Source organism: Syntrophobacterales bacterium, from assembly GCA_031274925.1.
In the GTDB taxonomy this organism is placed as follows: domain Bacteria; phylum Desulfobacterota; class Syntrophorhabdia; order Syntrophorhabdales; family Syntrophorhabdaceae; genus PNOM01.
Genome location: JAISPL010000041.1, coordinates 28035 through 48345, shown reverse-complemented (window position 1 = coordinate 48345; position 20311 = coordinate 28035). Strand labels below are relative to the sequence as shown.

Here is a 20311-nt window from a genome sequence, read left to right as displayed (position 1 = left end):
CTGGGCCTTGCACAGGCATTCCCCATAAAAGCCAACATAAGGGATGGTCTGGACACAATCAGGTCAGGAGTTTCTCCAATTCTCTGGAGATAAACAGAAAAAGCCGCAATGGGTTTTTTCAGATACCGGGTCCACTTTCTTTGCCGGATCCAAACAACGGCACTCATAGTGGCCGCAGGGCTTTTATTCTCTCTCGCTTAAAAGCGACGGGACGGTGTGGGTCTGGGGGTGGAATCGCTGCGGCAAACTCGGCGAGACACCTCTCTTTTAATTGCTCCACAACCAGCAATATCAATACCATTTGGTTAGCAAGTTCTTAGATAAAGCGACGGAGTATGCTTTTTTCTGCTTTTGTTAACTTATTTTTGCCGTTTTCCAAAAGCTGTTTTTCGGCTTTGGCCTGTGAAAGGCCCGCTTCGTTCGAATTGAAGTCTTTTATTACTTTTTCATAAGTATCTCGATAATGGTTCATCAATGATATTTGTCCTTCCTTTGTTTATGGTTTATAAATCAAAGGTTCAATATTTATTCCAACAATTTTATCTACTGGCATGGTGAAACAAATGCTGTGAGCGGGAGTCTTTATCCCGAATTTTTCTTTTATGACATCCATAGCCTTTTCCGCCGTGATTGTGTCAACGACGCAGAGGATTAAATCTTTTTCGGTATCAACGGTGATACCGAGTATTGATTTGTGGTGCGCACCTTCTCCGCGTGCGTTAAATATTGTCGCGCCTCTGACGCCAACCTCACGCGTCGCGTCTATAATATCGTCGGCAAAACCAGCATTTACGACAATCATAAGCGCCTTCATATTATTCTCCATTTTATTTTTCCCTCCGCGATTAATCTTAATATGATACCTTGTCTATAGGAGCGGTAAAGGCGATACCTGTATTCGGTTTGTTAAATCCAAATTTTTCCTCAAGCATCCTTAAAACGATTTCATTCTTCACGCAAGTAGATATACAGGTTATCACCACTTTATTTTCTTCCGGGACAAGACCGAGCGCATTTCTCAAAAAATTCGCTTTTACGGTTCCCTTGCCATAAATGGTATTTATCAGGTGTATGTCCGAATCCAATAGCGCTGTCAAAAGGGCGTCTTTTTTATTTCTCCCGGTTATTATGGTTAAAAATGATATTTTATTATCTGTTTCATTAATCATCATTATTCTCCTTTTTGGTTTTGTCCCAGTATGTCGCTTTTGTCCAATTCACCGTTTGCAGCTTCGTTGTATAGGGGTGTTAATGTTTCGAGTGTTTCGAGTTCATATTGATCAGCAAGTATTTGTTGTTTTTTATAACGTGACTCGTAGATTATCCCCAGCGTTTGTACGGCAATCAACGGCACCACAGACATAAATGAGATAATACCGAATCCGTTTATCAGGATCGACTGGGGCGTGCCCCCTGCCGCGATAACAAGATCTCGAACCGCCAGAGCTATGCCGAGAGCGAACGGTGTCAGAAATGCCGACGTCAGACCTCCGGCTGTTACGCCACCTGAGTCGAAGGCCAATCCTACAAACATTTTGGAAGAAAATTTCATCATACAAATTGCTACGATATAGAGTGGGATCAAGAACCAAAGAAGATTTATTTGCGTTATCATCTTAATAATGGCCAATACAGAAGCGAACCCAAGTCCGATTGCAAGCGTTAGACGTATTGTCATCTGTTTGATGTGTCCGTTCGTTATTTCTTCAAGCTGATGGCCAAGTACTGTCACAGCTGGTTCCGAAAGCGTTATTCCGCCGCCAAGCACAAATCCTACAGCCAGCAGCAGCCATTTGAACCATTCGGGGCGGGAGGCGTCAAAAAATACCGTGCCAATGTACTTCCCCGCATAAGCAAAACCGTAATCGACGCACGTAAGGAATATAAACAAACCTGCAAAAACAGGGATCATTCCTAATAACAATTTGACGAAATCTTTTTTATACAATTTTATCAAAAAGAATTGAAAAGGCAGGAATACGAGAATTATCGGGGCAAGGGCGAAGAAAACGCCGTGCAGATTAAACAATGCTACAGATGCAAAGCTTTCCACTGCTTCCGGTGTATATGAGCCTGCCTCTGGGATCACGCCGCCGCGAGAAACCTTGAAGATTATCCCGTAAATGAAAACTGAAAGTATGGGGCCTATCGAGGCAAGCCCTACTATGCCGAAAGAATCGTCGTTTGATTTGTGCCTAGACACTGTTGCGGCTACGCCGAAGCCAAGCGCAAGCATAAACGGTACCGATATATCGCCTGTTGTCGCGCCGCTGCCGTCAAAGGCTATCCCGACAAATTCTGATGGAATAAAGATCGCAAGAAGAAATACCACAGCGTATAGGACGGCAAAAACCACTTTTATGCTTATATCTTTTAATATTCTGTACAGTGCGAACCCAGCCAATGCGCCTATTCCGGCAGCCATAACCACGATCAGTACCTTTTCGCTTATTTCGCTCATTACATGGCTGGTCTGCCGGGCAAACACTGTAAGTGCCGGTTCTGCAGATTCGGCAATAAAACCGAATAAGAAACCAAAAAAGACTATAAATACGACTTTTTTTAACTTGCTTAGCGATTCTCCAACCGCTTTTCCGATAGGCAGGATGCTGATGTCAAGTCCGACTAAAAATATTGACTGTCCGACCACAACCCCAGCGTAACCGATGATCAGCTTAATATAATCGAACGAATCGGTCATGGGTGCGACGAAACAACACACGATTATTATGATCGCGGCAAGAGGCAGAGAAGCTAAAAAAGTTTCTTTTAATACGCGAAATAATTTCATAAAATCATCCTGTTCGTATAATCAATTTTGCCGTATCTTATTTACTTTTCACCATCAATGAAATTGTAATCCGTGAGATTTTTGCCCGTTTCAGTATCAGCGATCCTGCGTCTTAATTCAGCTGGTTTTTTCGTTGCAAAACGGGTAGTATATCTCAAACGGTATTTTCCTCTGATGCAAGGCTTGGCCGTGCAACCATATTGAACGCTGTGGACAATTCATGTCAAAATCGTGGAACATTTTTTCTGCCTATTCTTTAACCTCTTTATCGAGCCTTATGGTAACATTGATTGTTTCGGCCATTTCCAACACCTCCATAATCTTGTATCATTTATCATATAATAATATACCGTGCGTTTCAAATGGTGTGCACGAATGAGCTGTAAATTTTTCATATAGGATTCATTTTTATTATCAACAACGATAAAAATGTAAAAATCAACGCCCGATTGTGAAAGTTCATTCAGACGCTTTTTGTAAAAATCAATGATTCCCTTCGACAAACATTGTTAAATGACGAAGGTTATTTGGCTATGCGGTGATCCAGTATCCCTCTGACCAATAACGGTGTGCTAAACCGGCGGAACATGAGGATGGCTATACGGGAGGTCAAAAGAGATGTACCCTGTTTTTATAGTGACGAATAGAATTGGCATTGCCCCGGGGCTTCGCTCGCTTGAGGAACATGACTGAATAGTGTACTATATTCTGTCATGACCATGTTCCTGAAAAAGATCACCCTTTTTTTGCGCGTCGGCGACGATGTTTTTCTTTTTTTCGCTCTCTCGTGGACTGGAGAGTTTATTTCGCCACGACCCCAGGCCTTCCAGGGATGGGGGCCTGGTAGTGGTGCACCAGACTGATATCTTTATGCCTTCGGAATTGGCTCTCCGAGCGGTCGCCTCTTCGCCATCAGGCTCTACCTGTTCGTTTGGCCCGATTATCGCCTTATATGCCGCAGTATATGTCCTCATCTCGGTATTGACGGCGCTTGGCACTAATAACCGGAGTCAACCAGGCGGCCTTAGGCTATATATATCTGAATAAACCTGTTTCCACTGGATACACGGTTGATCTGATCAATCCGGTAAAAACTCACTTCGCGTGGGGCATATTGGTGTTTATAGCGACACGTTGAAGACCCGTCAGGTTTAGCGGGCTTAGGTGTTTGGGAGAACAAAAATATGATAACCGAATATCTCTATTTGCTGATTGCCGTATTTGGTATCTCCGGTATAACCATCTATTTCTTGGGTAAAGCACGTATACCATCCATCGCTGGTTTTCTTGTTGGCGGTGTCATAATAGGGCCGTCAGGCCTCAATATCATCACCGATGCCAACGCAATTGAGATCCTGGCTGAAATTGGAATCATCATGCTCATGTTCACCATAGGCTTAGAGTTCTCCCTGGAAAGCCTTATCGAAATGAAGGTTCCAGTCTTTGGCGGCGGGGCGCTTCAGGTCCTTCTTTCCGTTACAACCACGGCGTTCCTTTCATACTTCTTATTTATCGAATCAGTTCCCAAGGCGATTTTTTTTGGAACCGTCCTTTCTCTAAGCAGCACGGCTATCGTACTCAAGATGATCATGGACAGGGGCGAGATGCATACGCCATACGGAAGGGCCACCATAGGGGTCCTCATATTTCAGGATCTCTGTGCAGTGCTTTACTTGCTTCTCGTGCCAATCCTCGCCGGGAAAGAAGCCGGACCGGGCATGATAGCGTTTACCGTTGTCAAAGCCGGCTTGGTGGTGGGAGGCGTCCTCTTGTCTGCGAGATGGATCATTCCGTGGCTTTTGAGGGAAATAGTCAGGACCAGGAGCAGAGAGCTTTTCATCATCACCATAATAGTATTATGTTTGGGGACCGCTGTACTCACTTCCATGTTGGGTCTTTCCCTGGCATTGGGAGCTTTTCTTGCTGGGGTCGTCATTTCGGAATCGGAGTACGCATCTCAGACCGTCTCGGACATCCTTCCACTCAAGGAGGCTTTCAGCGCCCTCTTTTTCATCGGCATCGGAATGCTCCTGAATTTCGACATCCTCATAGGGAGACTCAGTATTGTGGCAATCGTGGTGTTGATAATGGTTGTACTAAAATTGCTCACCGCTGCCATACCAGAATACATCACCGGACAGACCGTGGAAAATTCGGTCCGCTCGGGCCTTTGCCTGGCCCATATCGGTGAATTCTCCTTTGTAGTCGCTGTGGCGGGGAAACGGGCGGGTCTCATGGCGGAAAACGAGTATCAAGTCTTCCTGTCCGCAGCGGTTCTCACCATGATGGCTACACCATTCATTATCTCTTGGTCTCCCAAGATATCACCCTCCATCGCACGGCTTCCCGGGCTTCGCGTGTTGGGGGCGGACAGGAACGTACCTCAGGAATACTACCCAGAGCAGTTGGACGGACACGTGGTGATTGTCGGTTTTGGTGTTAACGGGGGAAATCTCGCTAAGGTACTCAGCCAATCCAGCATACCCTATATTGTACTGGAACTCAACAGTGAGACGGTCCGTAAGGCCAGGAGGCGGGGCGAGCCTGTCTATTACGGCGATGGGACCAGTATTACCGTGCTTCACAAATTAGGCATACAGTCGGCCAAGGTCCTTGTGGTGGCTATCTCGGACCCGTCGGCTACCAGGAGGATTGTAAAGGTCGCACGTATGAACAATCCTTACCTCTATATTATTGCAAGGACACGGTACGTGTCTGAAGTAGACGGACTGGTAAAGATAGGAGCCAGCGAGGTAATCCCCGAAGAGTTCGAAACCTCGGTCGAGATATTTTCCAAGGTGCTTAACTATTACCATGTACCCATGGAGGCAATAAAGGAAAACATCGATACTATCAGGGCTGACGGCTATCGTGCGCTGAGAACGGTCCATTTTAGCCTGACACCCCGCATGGAGACATACCTTGTGAAGGAGGGGTCATACATATCCGGCCGTACCTTTGCAGAGATTGATCTCAGGGCCAAAACCGGCATCACGGTGGTCTCTATAAGACGGAAAGAGACGGTATATGAAATTCCATCACCTTCTTTCAAAGTCAATGAAGGTGATATTCTCACCCTGATGGGTATGAGGAAGGATATGAAGGCTGCGATCGCGTATATAGAGACGGGACACATCTGACAGGCGGATAGCGGTGCATCGGCGGAAAAAAGCAGGAGCGACGAACCAATTTTTTGTTTCCTTCATAAAGCTTCGGAGGATATGCACTCTATGCAAAAGAGAACAGATGATCAAAGCAAGCGAAAAACATGAATAGAACGAAGTGCCGGTTTTGCGGGGCCAATATACCGCCTTTGCCTCGGAACCACATGGCGTAAGAGGCATGATGTAGAGCACGTCATAAAAAGCTTTCGTTCTGTGTCTTGCTGGCACGATCCCTTACTCTAGCTTGAAAGTCTCCTGCAGCAAACTGCATGGTATTTATTAACTCGGTCATCTTGAGGGCCCAAAGTCAACCGGCCAAATTGCACAAACTTTTTCCGTGAATAAAAAAGCGACTGCCTTTTTGCAGGACAGCCACGGCGGGCAATGATAAACCAATGATCTATGGGCATGGGCATTTCGACGGAAAGTTTTTTTTTGAGAATTCATAGATTGGCCAGATTGCAGTGCGCTCAGTTTTTTTGGGAACACTAAAACGTTGGGCGGGAGGATGCGGCGCGTCCCTTTCTGTCCGTTTCGGGCTTGTAGGTGAACCGCCCATCCGATCTACAACGGAACATTTACACTTACCAAATGGCGGGTGGAATGCGACATAGCCGTATCCATCACAGTTTCAAAAATCTCTCGAAACACTGCAAGTGGACGGAACTCGAAGAACTGTGGAAGATTGAGAATGCAATTGCATATTTCAACCTCAGATAATATAATCAGTTAAATTTATACTTCCTTAAAGCTGCCGCAAGAGAAGAGGCAGTATCCATGAGGACTTTGTTATAGCCATTGATGTAGATGAAGTTCTTGTGAAGGGAGTTTGTATGAAAGACTATAACGCTATATATCTGTACGGGTTACACATTGTACGTGGGATGATGGAAACCACGGCAGAACATTCCACATTTTGGGATGGGATGTTGGCGCGTCCAGGACAATCTCTGAGCGAGCACTCTGCGAAGGTGTCTGCGCTTGCGTCCCTATTTGGAGGCAAATGCGGCGCGGCAGAGCTCTCGCGTATAGCCGGTTTTTTTCATGATTTCGGTAAAATATCACCTGATTTTCAGAAGTATTTATCCAATGATAACGCTAAGCGCGGGTCCATAAAACACAGCGTTTTTGGCGCAAAACGAGCTTATAATGAAACATTTTCATACCCGCCTGTTGCCGAAATCCTTAGTAACGCCATCGCGGCGCACCATGGGGGGCTCTATGATAGTATAGCTCCCCATGGAGATACGCCGTTGCTTGATAAATTGTCGGACATCACGGACTTTCCAACGTCTGCGGATTGCCCCTTCATTGATATCAAGGCGTTAGAAAATGAGCTTGCTACCATACTCATGGCAGCGTCTGAATATGATAAACCGTTCTGGATCTCCATGTTGACGAAATTCATTTATTCATGTCTGGTTGACGCCGACCGCCTGGATGCCTATCTTTCCGATAGCGGCCAACAGTATTCACCCGAAAACCCCGACTGGGACAAGATGCTCTCACAGCTTGCGCGCAGGCTCTCCAAATTTGACTCGCGATCAGAGATGGGGGCATTGCGGAGGCGCGTATCGGATGACTGCGCGGTGGCCGGATTGCGGGAGCCTGGCATCTATAAGCTGGAAGTACCGACAGGGGGCGGGAAAACACTGTCCAGTCTTCGATTCGCGCTTGAACACGCGCGGCTGTATGGGCTGGACAGGATTATCTACATCATACCCTATCTCTCTATATTGAGCCAGACGGCACGCGAAATTCGCCTTGCACTCGGGGCTGATGACAAAACTGTACTTGAACACCACTCGAATTTCCTGCCGGATACCCAAGAGAATTACAAATTGCATACGAACCGCTGGGATGCGCCGGTTATCCTGACAACACAAGTGCAATTTCTGGAAAGCATCTTTTCCGCAAAAGGCAGCGATCTGCGTAAGCTTCACAATATGTCTCGCAGCGTGCTGATCTTTGATGAGGCACAGAGTCTGCCGATAAAATGCGTACATCTCTTTAACGGTGCGGTAAGTTTTCTGCACCGCGCCTGCGGAAGCACGATTTTGCTTTGTTCCGCAACGCAGCCGCTCCTTGACAAGGTCTGCCGACCGCTCATTTTTTCGGAAAATCCATCCATCGCCGACTGCGGTCCTGTACCGGAGCGTTATCATATCGAAAATGCGATGATACCTGGCGGGTATTCATATACGGACTTAGCCGCATTCATTTTGGCAAAGCATACAAATTCAACCCTCGTGATCGTCAATACAAAAGCTGCGGCGAGATCGCTATATGATGAGCTAAGAAAGGTTGGTGCCCCGGCGCTACACCTCAGTACAAATATGTGTTCTGCGCACCGCGATAAGGTGATTAAAAAACTGCGCTGCCGCCTGAAAAAAAAGGAACCTGTCATATGCGTCTCCACGCAACTGATTGAGGCAGGCGTCAATATTTCACTCGAATGCGTTGTCCGCGATGTCGCGGGACTTGATAGCGTATTTCAGGCGGCAGGCAGATGTAACCGGCACGGTGAGTTTGGCGAAGTAAAGCATGTTTATGTCGTCAACATCAAAGACGAAAACCTAAGCAGACTACCCGACATCAAAAAAGGTGCGGAAATTACGAAGTGGTTGTTTGACGACGGGAATCTTGACATTGACCTGTATTATCGATACTATTTTCACGAGCGGCGCACGATGATGGATTACCCAATCAATGGCGACGAGGGGAGGACGGTATATGACTTGTTGTCTGATAATAGACATGGTTGTGGCGCATACAGAGACCGCAAGGATAAGAGGGATGTTACCCCGCCTTCCCTGCATTCGGCAATCCACTCGGCCTCTGACGCATTTTACGTCATTGAAAGGGGGCGTACAGAGGTTATCGTTCCGTACGGAGAGAGTGATAAACTTATGGCGAAATTCCTAGCCGCGGATAACATTGCGGTAAAGCGCGAGTTGTTGCGTAAGCTGGGACAATACAGTGTCTCATTGTATCAGTATCAACTGGACGAGCTGTTACGCCGCGGTGCGCTTCTTGACCGCGGGGGTATCGCAGAGCTTGCATGCTGGTTTTACGACAAAGAATGCGGTGTTGACTTGGAGGGTTCATAATTTTTTACTTGTCTGAGGGGTGATGGCATGGAAGCAAGGCGAAACACGGTGCAATTCAAGGTCTATGGCAGGTATGCGCTGTTCTCAGACCCCATAACCCGCCCTGGCGGCGAGAAGTTCAGTTATCAGGCACCGACATACCAGGCGCTGAAAGGGATTACCGAAAGTGTGTACTGGAAGCCGACGTTTATCTGGTACATCGACGCAGTGCGCGTTATAAAGCGCATTCAAACCGAGAGTAAGGGGATCCGTCCAATCAAAATGAACGGAGGCAATGATCTCGCGTACTACACCTACCTTCGAGACGTTGAGTATCAGGTTTCGGCGCATTTCGAGTGGAATGTACATCGTCTCGATTTGGTGAATGACCGGGATGAGCACAAGCACCACAACATTGCGCGGCGCTGTGTTGAGCAGGGCGGACGCCGCGATGTGTTTCTCGGCACGCGAGAGTGTCAGGCATACGTCGAACCGTGTGCGTTCGGCGAGGGTGAGGGCTTTTATGACCGCTATGGCTTGATCGACTTTGGGATGATGTTTCACGGTTTTGACTATCCGGACGAAACCGGCAGGAATGAACTTGGCGTGCGGCTTTGGCGGCAGTCCATGACAGATGGTGTGATCGAATTTGAAATGCCCGAAAGTGTCGAGAGGCGCCGTGTCGTCCGCGAGTACGGTCATGGATACAGTTTCAAACAGTTTAAGGAAGGGGAGAATTTCAGCCTTGAGTTGGTTCAGTAATTTAGTCGAAACGTATGAAGGGGTCTTGGATATCGTCGGTGCGGCGGATGGAAAGGGAAATGTTCTGTTACCGCCGAACCACATGGCGGCAAAGACGGACATTTGCGTTACTCTTGATGGAAATGGTCATTTTCGTCGGGCGGAAAAGTCTTCCCAGACGATCATGATTCCGCGTACAGAAGATTCATCCGTGCGAACATCTGGCATTGAGCCGCACCCGCTTCACGACCAGCTTGGCTACCTTGCATTAAACGCAAAAAAGCGTGAAAAGTATCTTACGCAACTGGAGAAGTGGAGCGATTGTCATCCAAAAGTCACGGCGGTATATGAATACATCTTGGGCGGGACTTTGCTGAACGATTTGCAAAACACAGGAATCCAAACGGAAGATAAACTGTTCGTCCGCTTCAGAGTGGAAATTTCGGATGATTTTACACCCGACCTATGGAAAGATAGAAGTGTCGCAAGGGCATGGCGGAATTATTTAGCCGACACACAATCGGAAGACAATACACTATGTTATGCGACAGGCGAGGTTGCCCGTCCGATATACAAACACCCAAAAGGCATCAATCCGTCTGTGAACGGAGCAAAGCTCATCAGCTGCAATGATGAAATAAATTATACGTACAAAGGGCGTTTCAACAAACCGGAACAAGCCAACGCTATCAGCGCGGATGCAAGCCATAAGGCGCACGCCATGTTGAAGTACCTGATTTCCACGCAGAGGAGCAAATGTGACACGCAAGCTGTTGTCGCCTGGGCGATTGGTGATGGAAGCACACAGCCGGATCCATTTAAAAATTCCAAAGATTTATATGGTATATATGCGAATAGTAATGAAACCGAATCGGACAAGTGTATAGAAATACACAGTAAACTTGCGACTGACTACGCTAAGAAATTGGGCGCCGCACTGCGCGGCAAAGGCAGCGCCAAAAACATTGATAACAAAAACATGGTGCGACTTGTTGCGGTTATGGCGGTGGATGCCGCGACGACAGGGCGCATGGGGATCACCTTCTATCAGGAACTACCCGAAAACGAATACATTGAGCGTGTGATCACTTGGCACGAGTCCTGCTGTTGGTGGTTTCGCTGGGAAAACCGAGACTATATCTCTGCGCCGAGCGTAGACCGAATCATAGCGGCGGTATACGGTGAGCCAAAGGGTACGAGTTATAAGAAAATTCAGAAACAGGCCCGTGAAAAACTGTTGCACTGTATCGTATGTGGCGAACCAATTGATCGTGGCTGGGTATCAGCCACTGTTGCACGGGTGAGCAATCCGTTTTCCTACGATAAGGGCGGCAGCGGTTGGGACAAGAGTGAGTGGGAAGACGCGGTAAGCGTTACATGCGCTGTCGTGCGAAAATATTACAGCCAAAAAAAGGAGGAATTTTCATTGGAACTCGAGAAGGAACGCGCTGACCGGGATTATCTCTTTGGCAGGCTTCTCGCGGTTGCCGACAGGCTAGAAAGCCACGCGCGGCACCTGCAGCATCTGCAAACAAAAGGAGACGACGACATTGACAAGAACGACACGGACAAGTGTCAGACGAATGGAGACGACGATACAGACAAGCGCCCAACGAACGCTGTGCGGTATATGCCCGCCTTTGCGGCAAAGCCGGTGCGGACATGGAAGCTTATTTTCGATCAGCTGAATCCGTACATGCAGCGGATGAACGGTGCGGAGTGGTATCAGCAGCAAATTGATGAAATTATGAGCCTATTCGACCAGGAGGAGTTTACCGACAGCACTTTGTCTGGGAAATACCTGCTCGGATATTCACTGCAACGCAGAGCCCTGCGACTGCGACCCAAAAACAAAAAGAGGGGAAGAAGCCAATGAGCCTGACTAAGAAAATTGATTTCGCGATCATCATTAGCGTGAAGAACGCCAATCCCAACGGTGACCCGCTAAACGGCAACCGCCCCAGAACGAATTATGAGGGGTATGGCGAGATTTCTGATGTGTGTATCAAACGAAAGATCCGTAACCGTCTACTGGATGCCGGCGAGGCGATCCTCGTACAATCGGATGACTATCGGAATGATAATTGCCGCAGTATTAAAGATCGGTATGATAAAAAGATGGAGCATCTTTCAAAAAGTAAAGACGGAGAAGAAAAAGCGAGTGAAGCGTGTAAAATATGGTTTGACGTTCGCGCATTCGGGCAGGTGTTTGCGGGCGTGGATAAGAAAAACGCTTCTATAGCCATCCGTGGGCCGGTGAGCGTACAGAGCGCGTTTTCCGTCGAACCGGTAGATGTTGCAAGCCTGCAAATCACAAAAAGTGTGAACCTCACGACGAACAAAAAAGATCCGGCCAAAAAATCCAGCGATACAATGGGTATGAAACACCGCGTTGACCGCGGGGTTTATATGACCTTTGGCAGCATCAACCGCCAGCTCGCCGAAAAGACCGGTTTCTCAGACAGCGATGCGGAAACGCTTAAGAAAGCAATGCTGCGGCTGTTTGAAAACGATGAATCAACGGCGCGCCCCGCAGGGAGTATGGAAGTTTTAAAGGTCATTTGGTGGACCCATACGGATACCACGCTCTCATCGGCGGAAGTGCACAGAAGCCTGACGGTCAATGCCGACGGGACATACAAGCTTGAGCTTGACAAGCTTGACGGACTCCGCCTGGAAGAACTTGATGGTATGTAGAATGTATGATGGTAACGATTTCCTGCTCGTCTCCGGCATCCGGTATTTTGTTTTTGCCAAAGACAGTGGGTGCTATCCGCATTTGAGTGGCTCTGACGGATAATGCGGGGACAAACCGGCTAACTGATGCACACCCGCGCCCATAACCCGTTTTTTACGGAAAAACGAGGAGGGTGTACTTCTTACGAGGGACTAGGGATATGCCGAATTCTCTTGTACCAAGGGTACACACGGTATGTGTGATTTGGTTGTGAATTCAGAGGGACGACAGCTTGCCTCTCTCTTCAGACGGATGAGAAGGCTTACAGTTGCTCTGTTCAGGAGTAAAAGCTGGAGTCGCCAATAGACATATGATGCAGATCACCTGCAACTTCGCGTACAAGCCTGCATAAGAGGAAATATTACTTTGTCTGCAAAGTGAGACAGCCTATTTGTTTCTATGGTGAGATCAAAAGGCGCGAATCCATGCCGCTCAATGTGAACTTGCACAACTGTCTGCACGATGTTTGAGGAGATGCGCAACTATTTCAACCGTCAATGTACGCCGCATCTAAAACCGAAGAAGGAGTGTACAAGCCTGTTCGCTGCGAGATGTTCGCCTTCTAAAACTGCATCGGAGCCTGCATTGCCAAAACCCTTTTTAGAGTGGGAGTCTCTTATATTTTATGGCACCATCCGAATTTGTCTGGCCGATCTCCATACTGGATTCCTGTTATTTCATCGTAGAGTCTCTGGGAGAGATCTCCTGTCTTTCCATCATTAATCCTTATGAGCGTATCTCCGTGCTGGATCTCTCCCACAGGCGAGATCACTGCCGCGGTACCTGTTCCGAAGACTTCTTTGAGTCTTCCTTCCTTCCACATGGCGAGCACTTCATCAATTGATATCTTTCGCTCCGTTACCTTGATTCCCCAATCTCTCGCCACCTGTATTACCGTATCTCGCGTGACTCCCGCAAGGATGGACCCTTCCAAGGCTGGTGTCACCAACTCATCGTCTATTACGAAACAAATGTTCATGGTACCAACTTCTTCTATATATTTTCTCTCTACCCCGTCAAGCCAGAGTACCTGGGTAAACCCTCTCTTGTGAGCCTCTTCCGTGGGCAGCAGGCTCGCGGCGTAGTTTGCCGGTGTCTTGGCCATGCCAAGCCCTCCCTGAACCGCCCTGACGTACTCGCCCGAGGTCATGAGTCGCACAGGGTTCATACCTTCCTTGTAATACGCTCCCACAGGAGAAGTGAGGACCATGAAACAATATGATTTTGATACCCTTACCCCTATGTAGCTGTCCGTGGCGAAGACAAATGGTCGGATGTAGAGGGAGCAGCCTTTTCGTCTCGGGACCCAGTCTCTGTCAAGAGCAACCAGTTCCCTGATGCCGTCGACAAAAAGCTCTAAGCTCATTCCCGGAATGCAGAGCCTCTGACATGACCTGTTGTATCGCTCGTGGTATGTTTTGGGACGGAATAGATTGATTGTATCTCCTCCTGCATAAAAGGCCTTAAGGCCCTCGAAGACCACCTGACCATAATGTAGGGAGCACAGGGAGGGTAATACTTCTATCTTCCCGAAAGGCTTTATTTGGGGTTCAAGCCAATGTTCGTATTCGTAATCCATACTTAGCATGTGGTCCGAAAAGACCTCGCCGAACGCGAGGTTATCGAAATCGACGGACCCTATGTTGCTTTGATCTATTTTGCAAATATTCATGATGTCATTACACCTCTGGAGTGAATAATTCGATTTTCTCTATATATTTTGCCATAATAGACTACCTATTGCAAATCAAAAAATAATCGGTTGGTGGCCTTTCCGGTCTCCTCCCCACGTCGTCGCTCCGCCTCGGGAAAGACGGCGTTATGCGAACATATTCCCTGACATATGCAGCACTGCAATTTATGGCAGGAGGGAGGTGTTTGCTTCTTCTGCCATGTCTCAAAGCGACCGCCATTATTCAGATCAGGGATAGCTAATTTTGAAATAGAGACTTTCGTTGCATAATATATTAAAGAAAATAGAGATTATTGCCGATAAAGCGTGTCCACTGCTATGCTCGGGGACGGTTGTGTAATGTGCCTTAGCGAAGCGGGAAACATGATGCGTAAACTCGGTCTTTCGCTTTTTGTTCCGTTTCTGCTGTGTATAGGTGTTGCAGTCCGCCGGTTTGGTTCGTCTTGTCTCGAACGGCGTCAGTTCCTGCCTTCAAAGTGGATAAGGCTCTTTTATTTCTGATCGTGTGGACATGGGCAACTCCAGTTTTTTGACGTAGACTTTAAATCTTTGGAGCTGAATGAACGGCAGATTGCCATCACGACTACATGAGATGGGAGAGTGGGGTTCATTTCTCGATTTCTACCGCACGCAGCTCACGTTGCCGGATTCGAACAAGCTTGACAAATACGGTCGCTTGGGGCGATGTTTTGGGTCGTTATTGCCGTGGATTCGATAGGTGGTACCATTCCAGGTCTTGTGAGGCACCATATATTCAAGATGTGTCCAAAGCCCGAGACAGATCAATACCTCGCTCTGAAAAATATGCCTCGAGTGTGATATAGGATACCATCACAGATTGAATGAGGAGACGGGTAGCCACCATATGCCTTGCCAATGGGGTACGTCTGGAGTCTCTGACGACAGCATCTACCTTGTAGTGACGGCTCTGAATGCACATATCCGTCCGTGCTTTTTTCGCCGAGAGCCAGAACTACCCGGTCTCTGCTTATTTCCATGGAGCGCTGTCTCTTAGGCGTTATCCTGATGGTTTATATCCTAACTATTTCAATATTACACAACATTCCTCCTTCCAATTTGACACTACCGGACTACTGCGCTAAAATATCAGGAATTACCGATTAATTCCCCTGACAAAAACGGATTATTTATAGGATGATAACAGTAACAGGACTGACCAAAGCATACGGCTTGCAGACGCTCTTTGAGAACTCGTCGTTTGCCGTCGGTGCAGGGGAACGGGTCGGGCTGGTGGGGCGAAACGGAAGCGGCAAGACCACCCTGTTCCGACTGATCCTCAAGGAAGAGGAACCAGATGGCGGGGCCATTCACGTTCCAAAAAACTACCCCATCGGTTTTCTTTCCCAGCACATTTCCTTCAGACACGATACCGTATTAAAAGAAGCCTGCATCGGTCTGAAAACTGACGATGACGGCGTTGACCGAACTTACATCGCGAAAGAAATCCTTTCCGGCCTCGGATTTTCTTTGGTTGATTTTTCTCGAAGGCCAGAGGAACTGTCTGGAGGATACCAGATAAGACTTAATCTTGCACGGCTTCTCATATCAGAGCCGCGCATGCTCCTTCTTGACGAGCCGACAAACTATCTCGACATACTCTCGGTTCGCTGGCTCACCAGGTTCCTCAGGGGATGGAAGCGAGAATTTATCCTTATTACTCATGACCGTGATTTTATGGATAGCGTGACGACCCATACTATGGCGATTCACCGCACATCATTTAGGAAGATGGAAGGCTCGACCCATAAACTCTACCAGCAGATTCTGCAGGAAGAAGAAGTATACGAGCAGACCAGGATAAATGATGAAAAGAAGAGGAAGGAAATAGAGCAGTTCGTGAACAAGTTCAGGGCGCAGGCTACGAAGGCTCGAGCCGTCCAGTCCAGGATCAAAGCCCTTGAGAAAAAAGAGAAGCTCCAGAAGATGACCGGGGAGAGGAATCTGGAGTTTGAATTCAGTTCAGCCCCCTTCCACGGCAAATGGCTTCTGGAGGGGAGGGAGCTTTCATTTTCATTCACCCCTTCAAGAATTCCCCTTATCAGCGGTCTTACCTTTTCCATCGGCAAGAAAGATAGAATTGGCATAATAGGTAAGAACGGCAAAGGAAAAACGACACTTCTCAGGCTGTTAGCCGGAGAACTTGGCCCGTTGTCCGGTTCTATAGTCCGACACGACCACGTGGAGGTAGGTTACTTCGGCCAGACAAATATCGACCGCCTCAATCCTGAGAACACGGTCGAAGAAGAGATAGGGTCAGTATTCCACGATGGAGGTTACAATACGGTCCGTAACATCTGTGGTGCAATGATGTTTGATGGAGATAGAGCCCTTAAGAAGGTTGGCGTTCTCTCGGGCGGTGAGAGGAGCAGGGTGATGTTAGGCAAAATACTCGCGAGTTCCGCGAATCTTCTGCTTCTTGACGAGCCGACCAACCACCTTGATATGGAATCCATAGACTCGCTGGTCGAGGCCCTTGAGACATTCAAGGGCGCTGTCCTTATAGCGACTCACAGCGAGATGATCCTCCAGATACTGGCCACAAAACTTATTGTCTTTGACAGGGGAACCGTCACCCTTTTTGACGGTTCTTACCAGGACTTTCTGGATCGGGTAGGATGGGAGAGCGAGGATCTTAATCGCAAGGACCGGGGCGAGGGAAAGCCTGGCAGGGAAAGGGCGCTTGACCGGAAAGAGTTTAAACGTCTCAAGGCTGATATTATAGCAAATCGGTCCAGGGCGCTTACTCCTCTCAATGAGCATATCACCCGTTTGGAAGGAAGGATCATCGCTCTCGAGAAACAAATGGAAGAAGAGAATGCAATTCTCATCAGGGCGTCGGAGAATAATGATGGCAAGCTGATCGCCCAGACGTCAATGTCCATCCATAACAAAAAAAGAGAGATTGATCTCGCTTTCCAGGAACTGGAAACATATTCTTCGGAACACTACGAAAAGATGCGGGAGTTCGAGGATAAACTGGAAGATTTAGACAGGCTCGATAAGTCGGCCACACTTCCTACAAGACTGGCGGACAGGTCTCCCTGATGGTTTTTGATACCTCTAGAACCATGCATTATTTGTAAGTATAACATGCGTGGTGGGGTTATCTCCTGGCAGATACGGAAACGATGAAAAATTGGTTCAACTTTGCGATAAAATAGGGATTGATGTGAAAACCTCCATATTCTTGGTTCCCTTGCGGAAGTCTTTATTGTAGGGAAGCACGAATTAGCGGACTATTTTTGCAATATATTTTACGGCATTCCCGGAAAGCAAGAATAATACTTGGAAGTGAGCGTGCGCCTTGGTTTCTGAAGAAAGTGCGGGTGGAATGGTTCGAGTTTTTCTTTAGAGTCGGTATGGACAGGAGGTTTCTCGTGTGCTCACCGAATATAGGCGCGAAGCACATAGAGGCGAATGAAGAGTTCCACGTCTGTAAGGCTTTCTTTCGGGAATTGATCAAGGGAGTCGCCTGAAGACTCCGGCGGGAGGATCTGTTTTAAGGGTATTGGCCTTTCGGCCACGGGTGCCCCCGTGAACTGGAGTATCTGTTTTACTGTCTAATCAGTAATGGCATGGAGGCGGTGGATCATGCCGATCTCCTAACCAGAATCTCTTCGCGCGGGGAAACCATACCTCCCTTCATGGGCAAAATTCAGATATTCAATAAGTGGATTTTTCTTTGGGCCGATGACATTGAAACGCTATTTTTACTGTTTTATTCGACGAAGGCCATAAATTCCGGTTTCGAGTTTCCTCATAGCGAAATTAACCGTAAGAACGCATTGCGAAGCCCATTGCCGGGAAGGGCCAAGGCAACAATTCAACCTTCCCTGGACCGGTATGGGATGAAATATCACATAGTCGTAGACTGATCAATGACCCCTGGTTTTAGAAATTCAAAAGGATTCTTTAACCCTGTTTTAAAATTTAAACATGCTCCATGTTGCTGTTTCAGAGGCCAACTAAAGACCTCCCCTGGTCGTATGATAGTTGAGAATGCTGATAAATGCCTCGTCGTCAAGGAATTCATCATAGGTCAGCTCTTTTGTGACCATACTGCTGCCGCAATTCGGACAGAAATTGCTCGGCACTTCCCCGTCCAGAAACATATAACCGCACAAGTCACATAGATACTCGTCAGGTATTCTCAAATCGTTTCCTCCTCTTTTCCCTGTACCCTGGATCTTCCATATATCTTGTATGAACGATCTACCGGGTCCTGTGGGCACAGAATTGTTGGGATGAGGACATGATGCTTCGTCAATATCCACTTTTCCGTGTTATTTGAGACAGGCGAGGAATCACCCCCTCTGCCATCGCAATATTGTACCATAAATTCCTGAAATATGCACAAGCCTATTACAGGGTTCGCTCATCCCGTCCAAAGGGCGAGGATTGAAAGTAATCGTCAAGTATAGTCTTGAAGTTCTTCTCTATTGTCACCTTTCCCTGTACCATCTCTCCGTGACCCGGGATGAGATATTCCACGTCAAGCTGGGACAGGCGACGGATGCTTTCACCGAGCAGGGCCGTGTCTCCGCCGTAGAGATCGGTCCTACCGACTCCCATATAAAATACCGTATCTCCGGAGATAAGAACTTTTTTCTCTTCCCAGTACAGGCAGATTGCCCCCGGTGCATGGCCTGGCGTCAAGAAAACTTTGAATGTCTTATCTCCGATTCGTATCCTCCCCTCCCTGAGGAACACCTTGAAAGACTGCGCAGGAGACTGACAACCGGTCGCAAGAAAAAGCTCCCTGTATCCGTTCGTGAGGTAGTCGCATTCCTCTTTGCTTATCCCCTTTATGACGCTTTCGTCGAACTGATCCATCGCCTCTATGTGATCGGGGTGGCCATGAGTGCAGAACACCATTTTTACGGCATCCACCGATTTGCCGTCCCTGGCCATGCCTTGAGCCACCTGGTCAAACAGATGAGTGTGGCCGGGGTCTATAATAAGGGGCACCTCTCCGTCGATAAACACGGTATTGCAGTTGTTCTCTCTGTAGGATACCCACGGATAGGCATAAAAATCCTTAAATACTCTCATATTGACCCTCTTTCTTGAATCCGGAACCTTTCGTAATTTTCCCCCGTCTTTTCTACTATATGTGTCTCTATCGTGCCGTTGTCGGATTGTACGGAAAAGGCAGGGGACGTATTTTTTCCGTAAAATGCAATAATATTGCCGACCATTTTTATGATCTCGTCATTGAGTGGGCCTTTCAAGATCGCCTCGGGGCCCCTAAAATCGACAGGAGAAAAGAATATGTATGGTGACGAACACAAATTTCGGAGCTTCTCGTTTTCCTCTTTGTCTCTTCCCACGATGAGTTTCGTCCCTTCCATTAGTCTGAAGTGGCGGCCGATGCTCAGAAGGTCAATGTCCCGGAGGGTAAAATCTTTTTCTTCTCGAAAAAGCTCTTTTAGTTTTACCGAAAATATCGGATCAGTGAGAAGGCATCCTCCGCCGGGTTTACTGAACTCTTGGAGGTTGTATTTGCGGGCGAGGTTGTATTGGGTATTTCTCGACCGACCTGTTATGCCAAGGAGCTTGTCTCTGTCCAGCAGACCTTCCAACTCCGGGATGGTTGGTGTAAAACGCATGGCGGAAAGAGGTCTCACAATAAGGCCCTCAAGCCCGCTTTCCTTCTCGATCAGGCGGATGGTCTCTCTCCGTTGGGACATGGGTCGCTGGCCGAGGACTTCCCCGGTTACCACAAAGGAGGCGCCTGTCTCCTCCATGAGGGTTGTGGTAATTTTCAACATATATATCCTGCAATCAATACAGGGGTTCATGTTCTTACCGTAACCGTGCTTTGGGTTCTTCAATACTTCAAGGTAGTCATTTTCCTTGTGGCGGGTGATGAGGTCTATGCCGAGCTCAGAGGCTGTTTTTATTGCCCGTGCGCCCCCTTCTTTATCTTTTCTGCTGCTGAAGGGCGACGTGAAATGGAAGCCTACCACCTCCACACCTTGTTCCATAACGAGTTTCGTGGCAAGTATGCTGTCGAGCCCCCCTGATATGAGGGATATTGCTTTTCTGTTCATATAGTGCTCTGGTCCTGAATCC

Annotated in this window: 14 protein-coding genes and 1 pseudogene; 7 read left to right on the top strand and 8 right to left on the bottom strand. The window is 47.7% G+C overall.

What is annotated here, in order from left to right; translation table 11 throughout:
• Positions 1-181 precede the first annotated feature (181 nt).
• Positions 182-271, top strand: a pseudogene (locus LBQ00_07440) (hypothetical protein).
• Positions 272-316: 45 nt separating this feature from the next.
• Here LBQ00_07440 and LBQ00_07435 read toward each other — a convergent pair.
• The 4 genes from LBQ00_07435 to LBQ00_07420 are packed head-to-tail and all read right to left on the bottom strand — an operon-like array spanning position 317 to position 2791.
• Complete coding sequence (locus LBQ00_07435; GenBank protein MDR2018685.1) at positions 317-472, bottom strand: hypothetical protein; 156 nt, start codon at positions 470-472, stop codon at positions 317-319.
• A gap of 24 nt (positions 473-496) precedes the next feature.
• Positions 497-826: a hypothetical protein gene (locus LBQ00_07430; GenBank protein ID MDR2018684.1), complete on the bottom strand. Its 330-nt coding sequence runs from the start codon at positions 824-826 to the stop codon at positions 497-499.
• A 25-nt stretch (positions 827-851) separates the two neighbouring features.
• On the bottom strand, positions 852-1172 hold the full coding sequence (locus LBQ00_07425; GenBank protein ID MDR2018683.1) for a hypothetical protein: 321 nt from the start codon (positions 1170-1172) through the stop codon (positions 852-854).
• Positions 1172-2791, bottom strand: coding sequence for a DUF1538 domain-containing protein (locus LBQ00_07420; GenBank protein ID MDR2018682.1), 1620 nt, complete (start codon positions 2789-2791; stop codon positions 1172-1174). Before LBQ00_07420 ends, LBQ00_07425 begins: the two co-directional genes overlap by 1 nt.
• 1184 nt (positions 2792-3975) lie before the next feature.
• Here LBQ00_07420 and LBQ00_07415 point away from each other — a divergent pair.
• The 5 genes from LBQ00_07415 to cas7c all read left to right on the top strand — a co-directional run bounded on the left by LBQ00_07415 (position 3976) and on the right by cas7c (position 12482).
• The gene (locus LBQ00_07415) at positions 3976-5931 is read left to right on the top strand and encodes a cation:proton antiporter (protein ID MDR2018681.1); all 1956 of its coding nucleotides are present in this window, start codon (positions 3976-3978) and stop codon (positions 5929-5931) included.
• 857 nt (positions 5932-6788) lie between these two features.
• The gene (gene cas3 / locus LBQ00_07410; GenBank protein MDR2018680.1) at positions 6789-9065 is read left to right on the top strand and encodes a CRISPR-associated helicase Cas3'; all 2277 of its coding nucleotides are present in this window, start codon (positions 6789-6791) and stop codon (positions 9063-9065) included.
• A gap of 27 nt (positions 9066-9092) precedes the next feature.
• Positions 9093-9806: a type I-C CRISPR-associated protein Cas5c gene (cas5c, locus tag LBQ00_07405; protein ID MDR2018679.1), complete on the top strand. Its 714-nt coding sequence runs from the start codon at positions 9093-9095 to the stop codon at positions 9804-9806.
• Positions 9790-11661, top strand: coding sequence for a type I-C CRISPR-associated protein Cas8c/Csd1 (cas8c, locus tag LBQ00_07400; protein ID MDR2018678.1), 1872 nt, complete (start codon positions 9790-9792; stop codon positions 11659-11661). The genes cas5c and cas8c overlap by 17 nt, the downstream gene beginning before the upstream one ends.
• Complete coding sequence (gene cas7c, locus LBQ00_07395) at positions 11658-12482, top strand: type I-C CRISPR-associated protein Cas7/Csd2 (GenBank protein ID MDR2018677.1); 825 nt, start codon at positions 11658-11660, stop codon at positions 12480-12482. The genes cas8c and cas7c overlap by 4 nt, the downstream gene beginning before the upstream one ends.
• A 656-nt stretch (positions 12483-13138) precedes the next feature.
• On the opposite strand, the gene LBQ00_07390 is transcribed toward cas7c, so the two are convergent.
• Positions 13139-14194: a branched-chain amino acid aminotransferase gene (locus tag LBQ00_07390; protein ID MDR2018676.1), complete on the bottom strand. Its 1056-nt coding sequence runs from the start codon at positions 14192-14194 to the stop codon at positions 13139-13141.
• A 1176-nt stretch (positions 14195-15370) separates the two neighbouring features.
• Here LBQ00_07390 and LBQ00_07385 point away from each other — a divergent pair.
• A complete protein-coding gene (locus tag LBQ00_07385; GenBank protein ID MDR2018675.1) occupies positions 15371-17281 on the top strand; it encodes an ATP-binding cassette domain-containing protein in 1911 nt (636 codons plus the stop codon).
• A 920-nt stretch (positions 17282-18201) separates the two neighbouring features.
• Here LBQ00_07385 and LBQ00_07380 read toward each other — a convergent pair.
• From LBQ00_07380 to LBQ00_07370, 3 genes are all read right to left on the bottom strand, one after another.
• Entirely contained in the window at positions 18202-18390 is a 189-nt protein-coding gene (locus LBQ00_07380) for a hypothetical protein (GenBank protein ID MDR2018674.1), read from the bottom strand.
• Between the two features lie 208 nt (positions 18391-18598).
• The gene (locus LBQ00_07375) at positions 18599-19288 is read right to left on the bottom strand and encodes an MBL fold metallo-hydrolase (protein MDR2018673.1); all 690 of its coding nucleotides are present in this window, start codon (positions 19286-19288) and stop codon (positions 18599-18601) included.
• Positions 19285-20289, bottom strand: a complete 1005-nt coding sequence (locus LBQ00_07370; GenBank protein ID MDR2018672.1) for a tRNA 4-thiouridine(8) synthase ThiI — start codon at positions 20287-20289, stop codon at positions 19285-19287. Before LBQ00_07370 ends, LBQ00_07375 begins: the two co-directional genes overlap by 4 nt.
• Positions 20290-20311 lie beyond the last annotated feature (22 nt).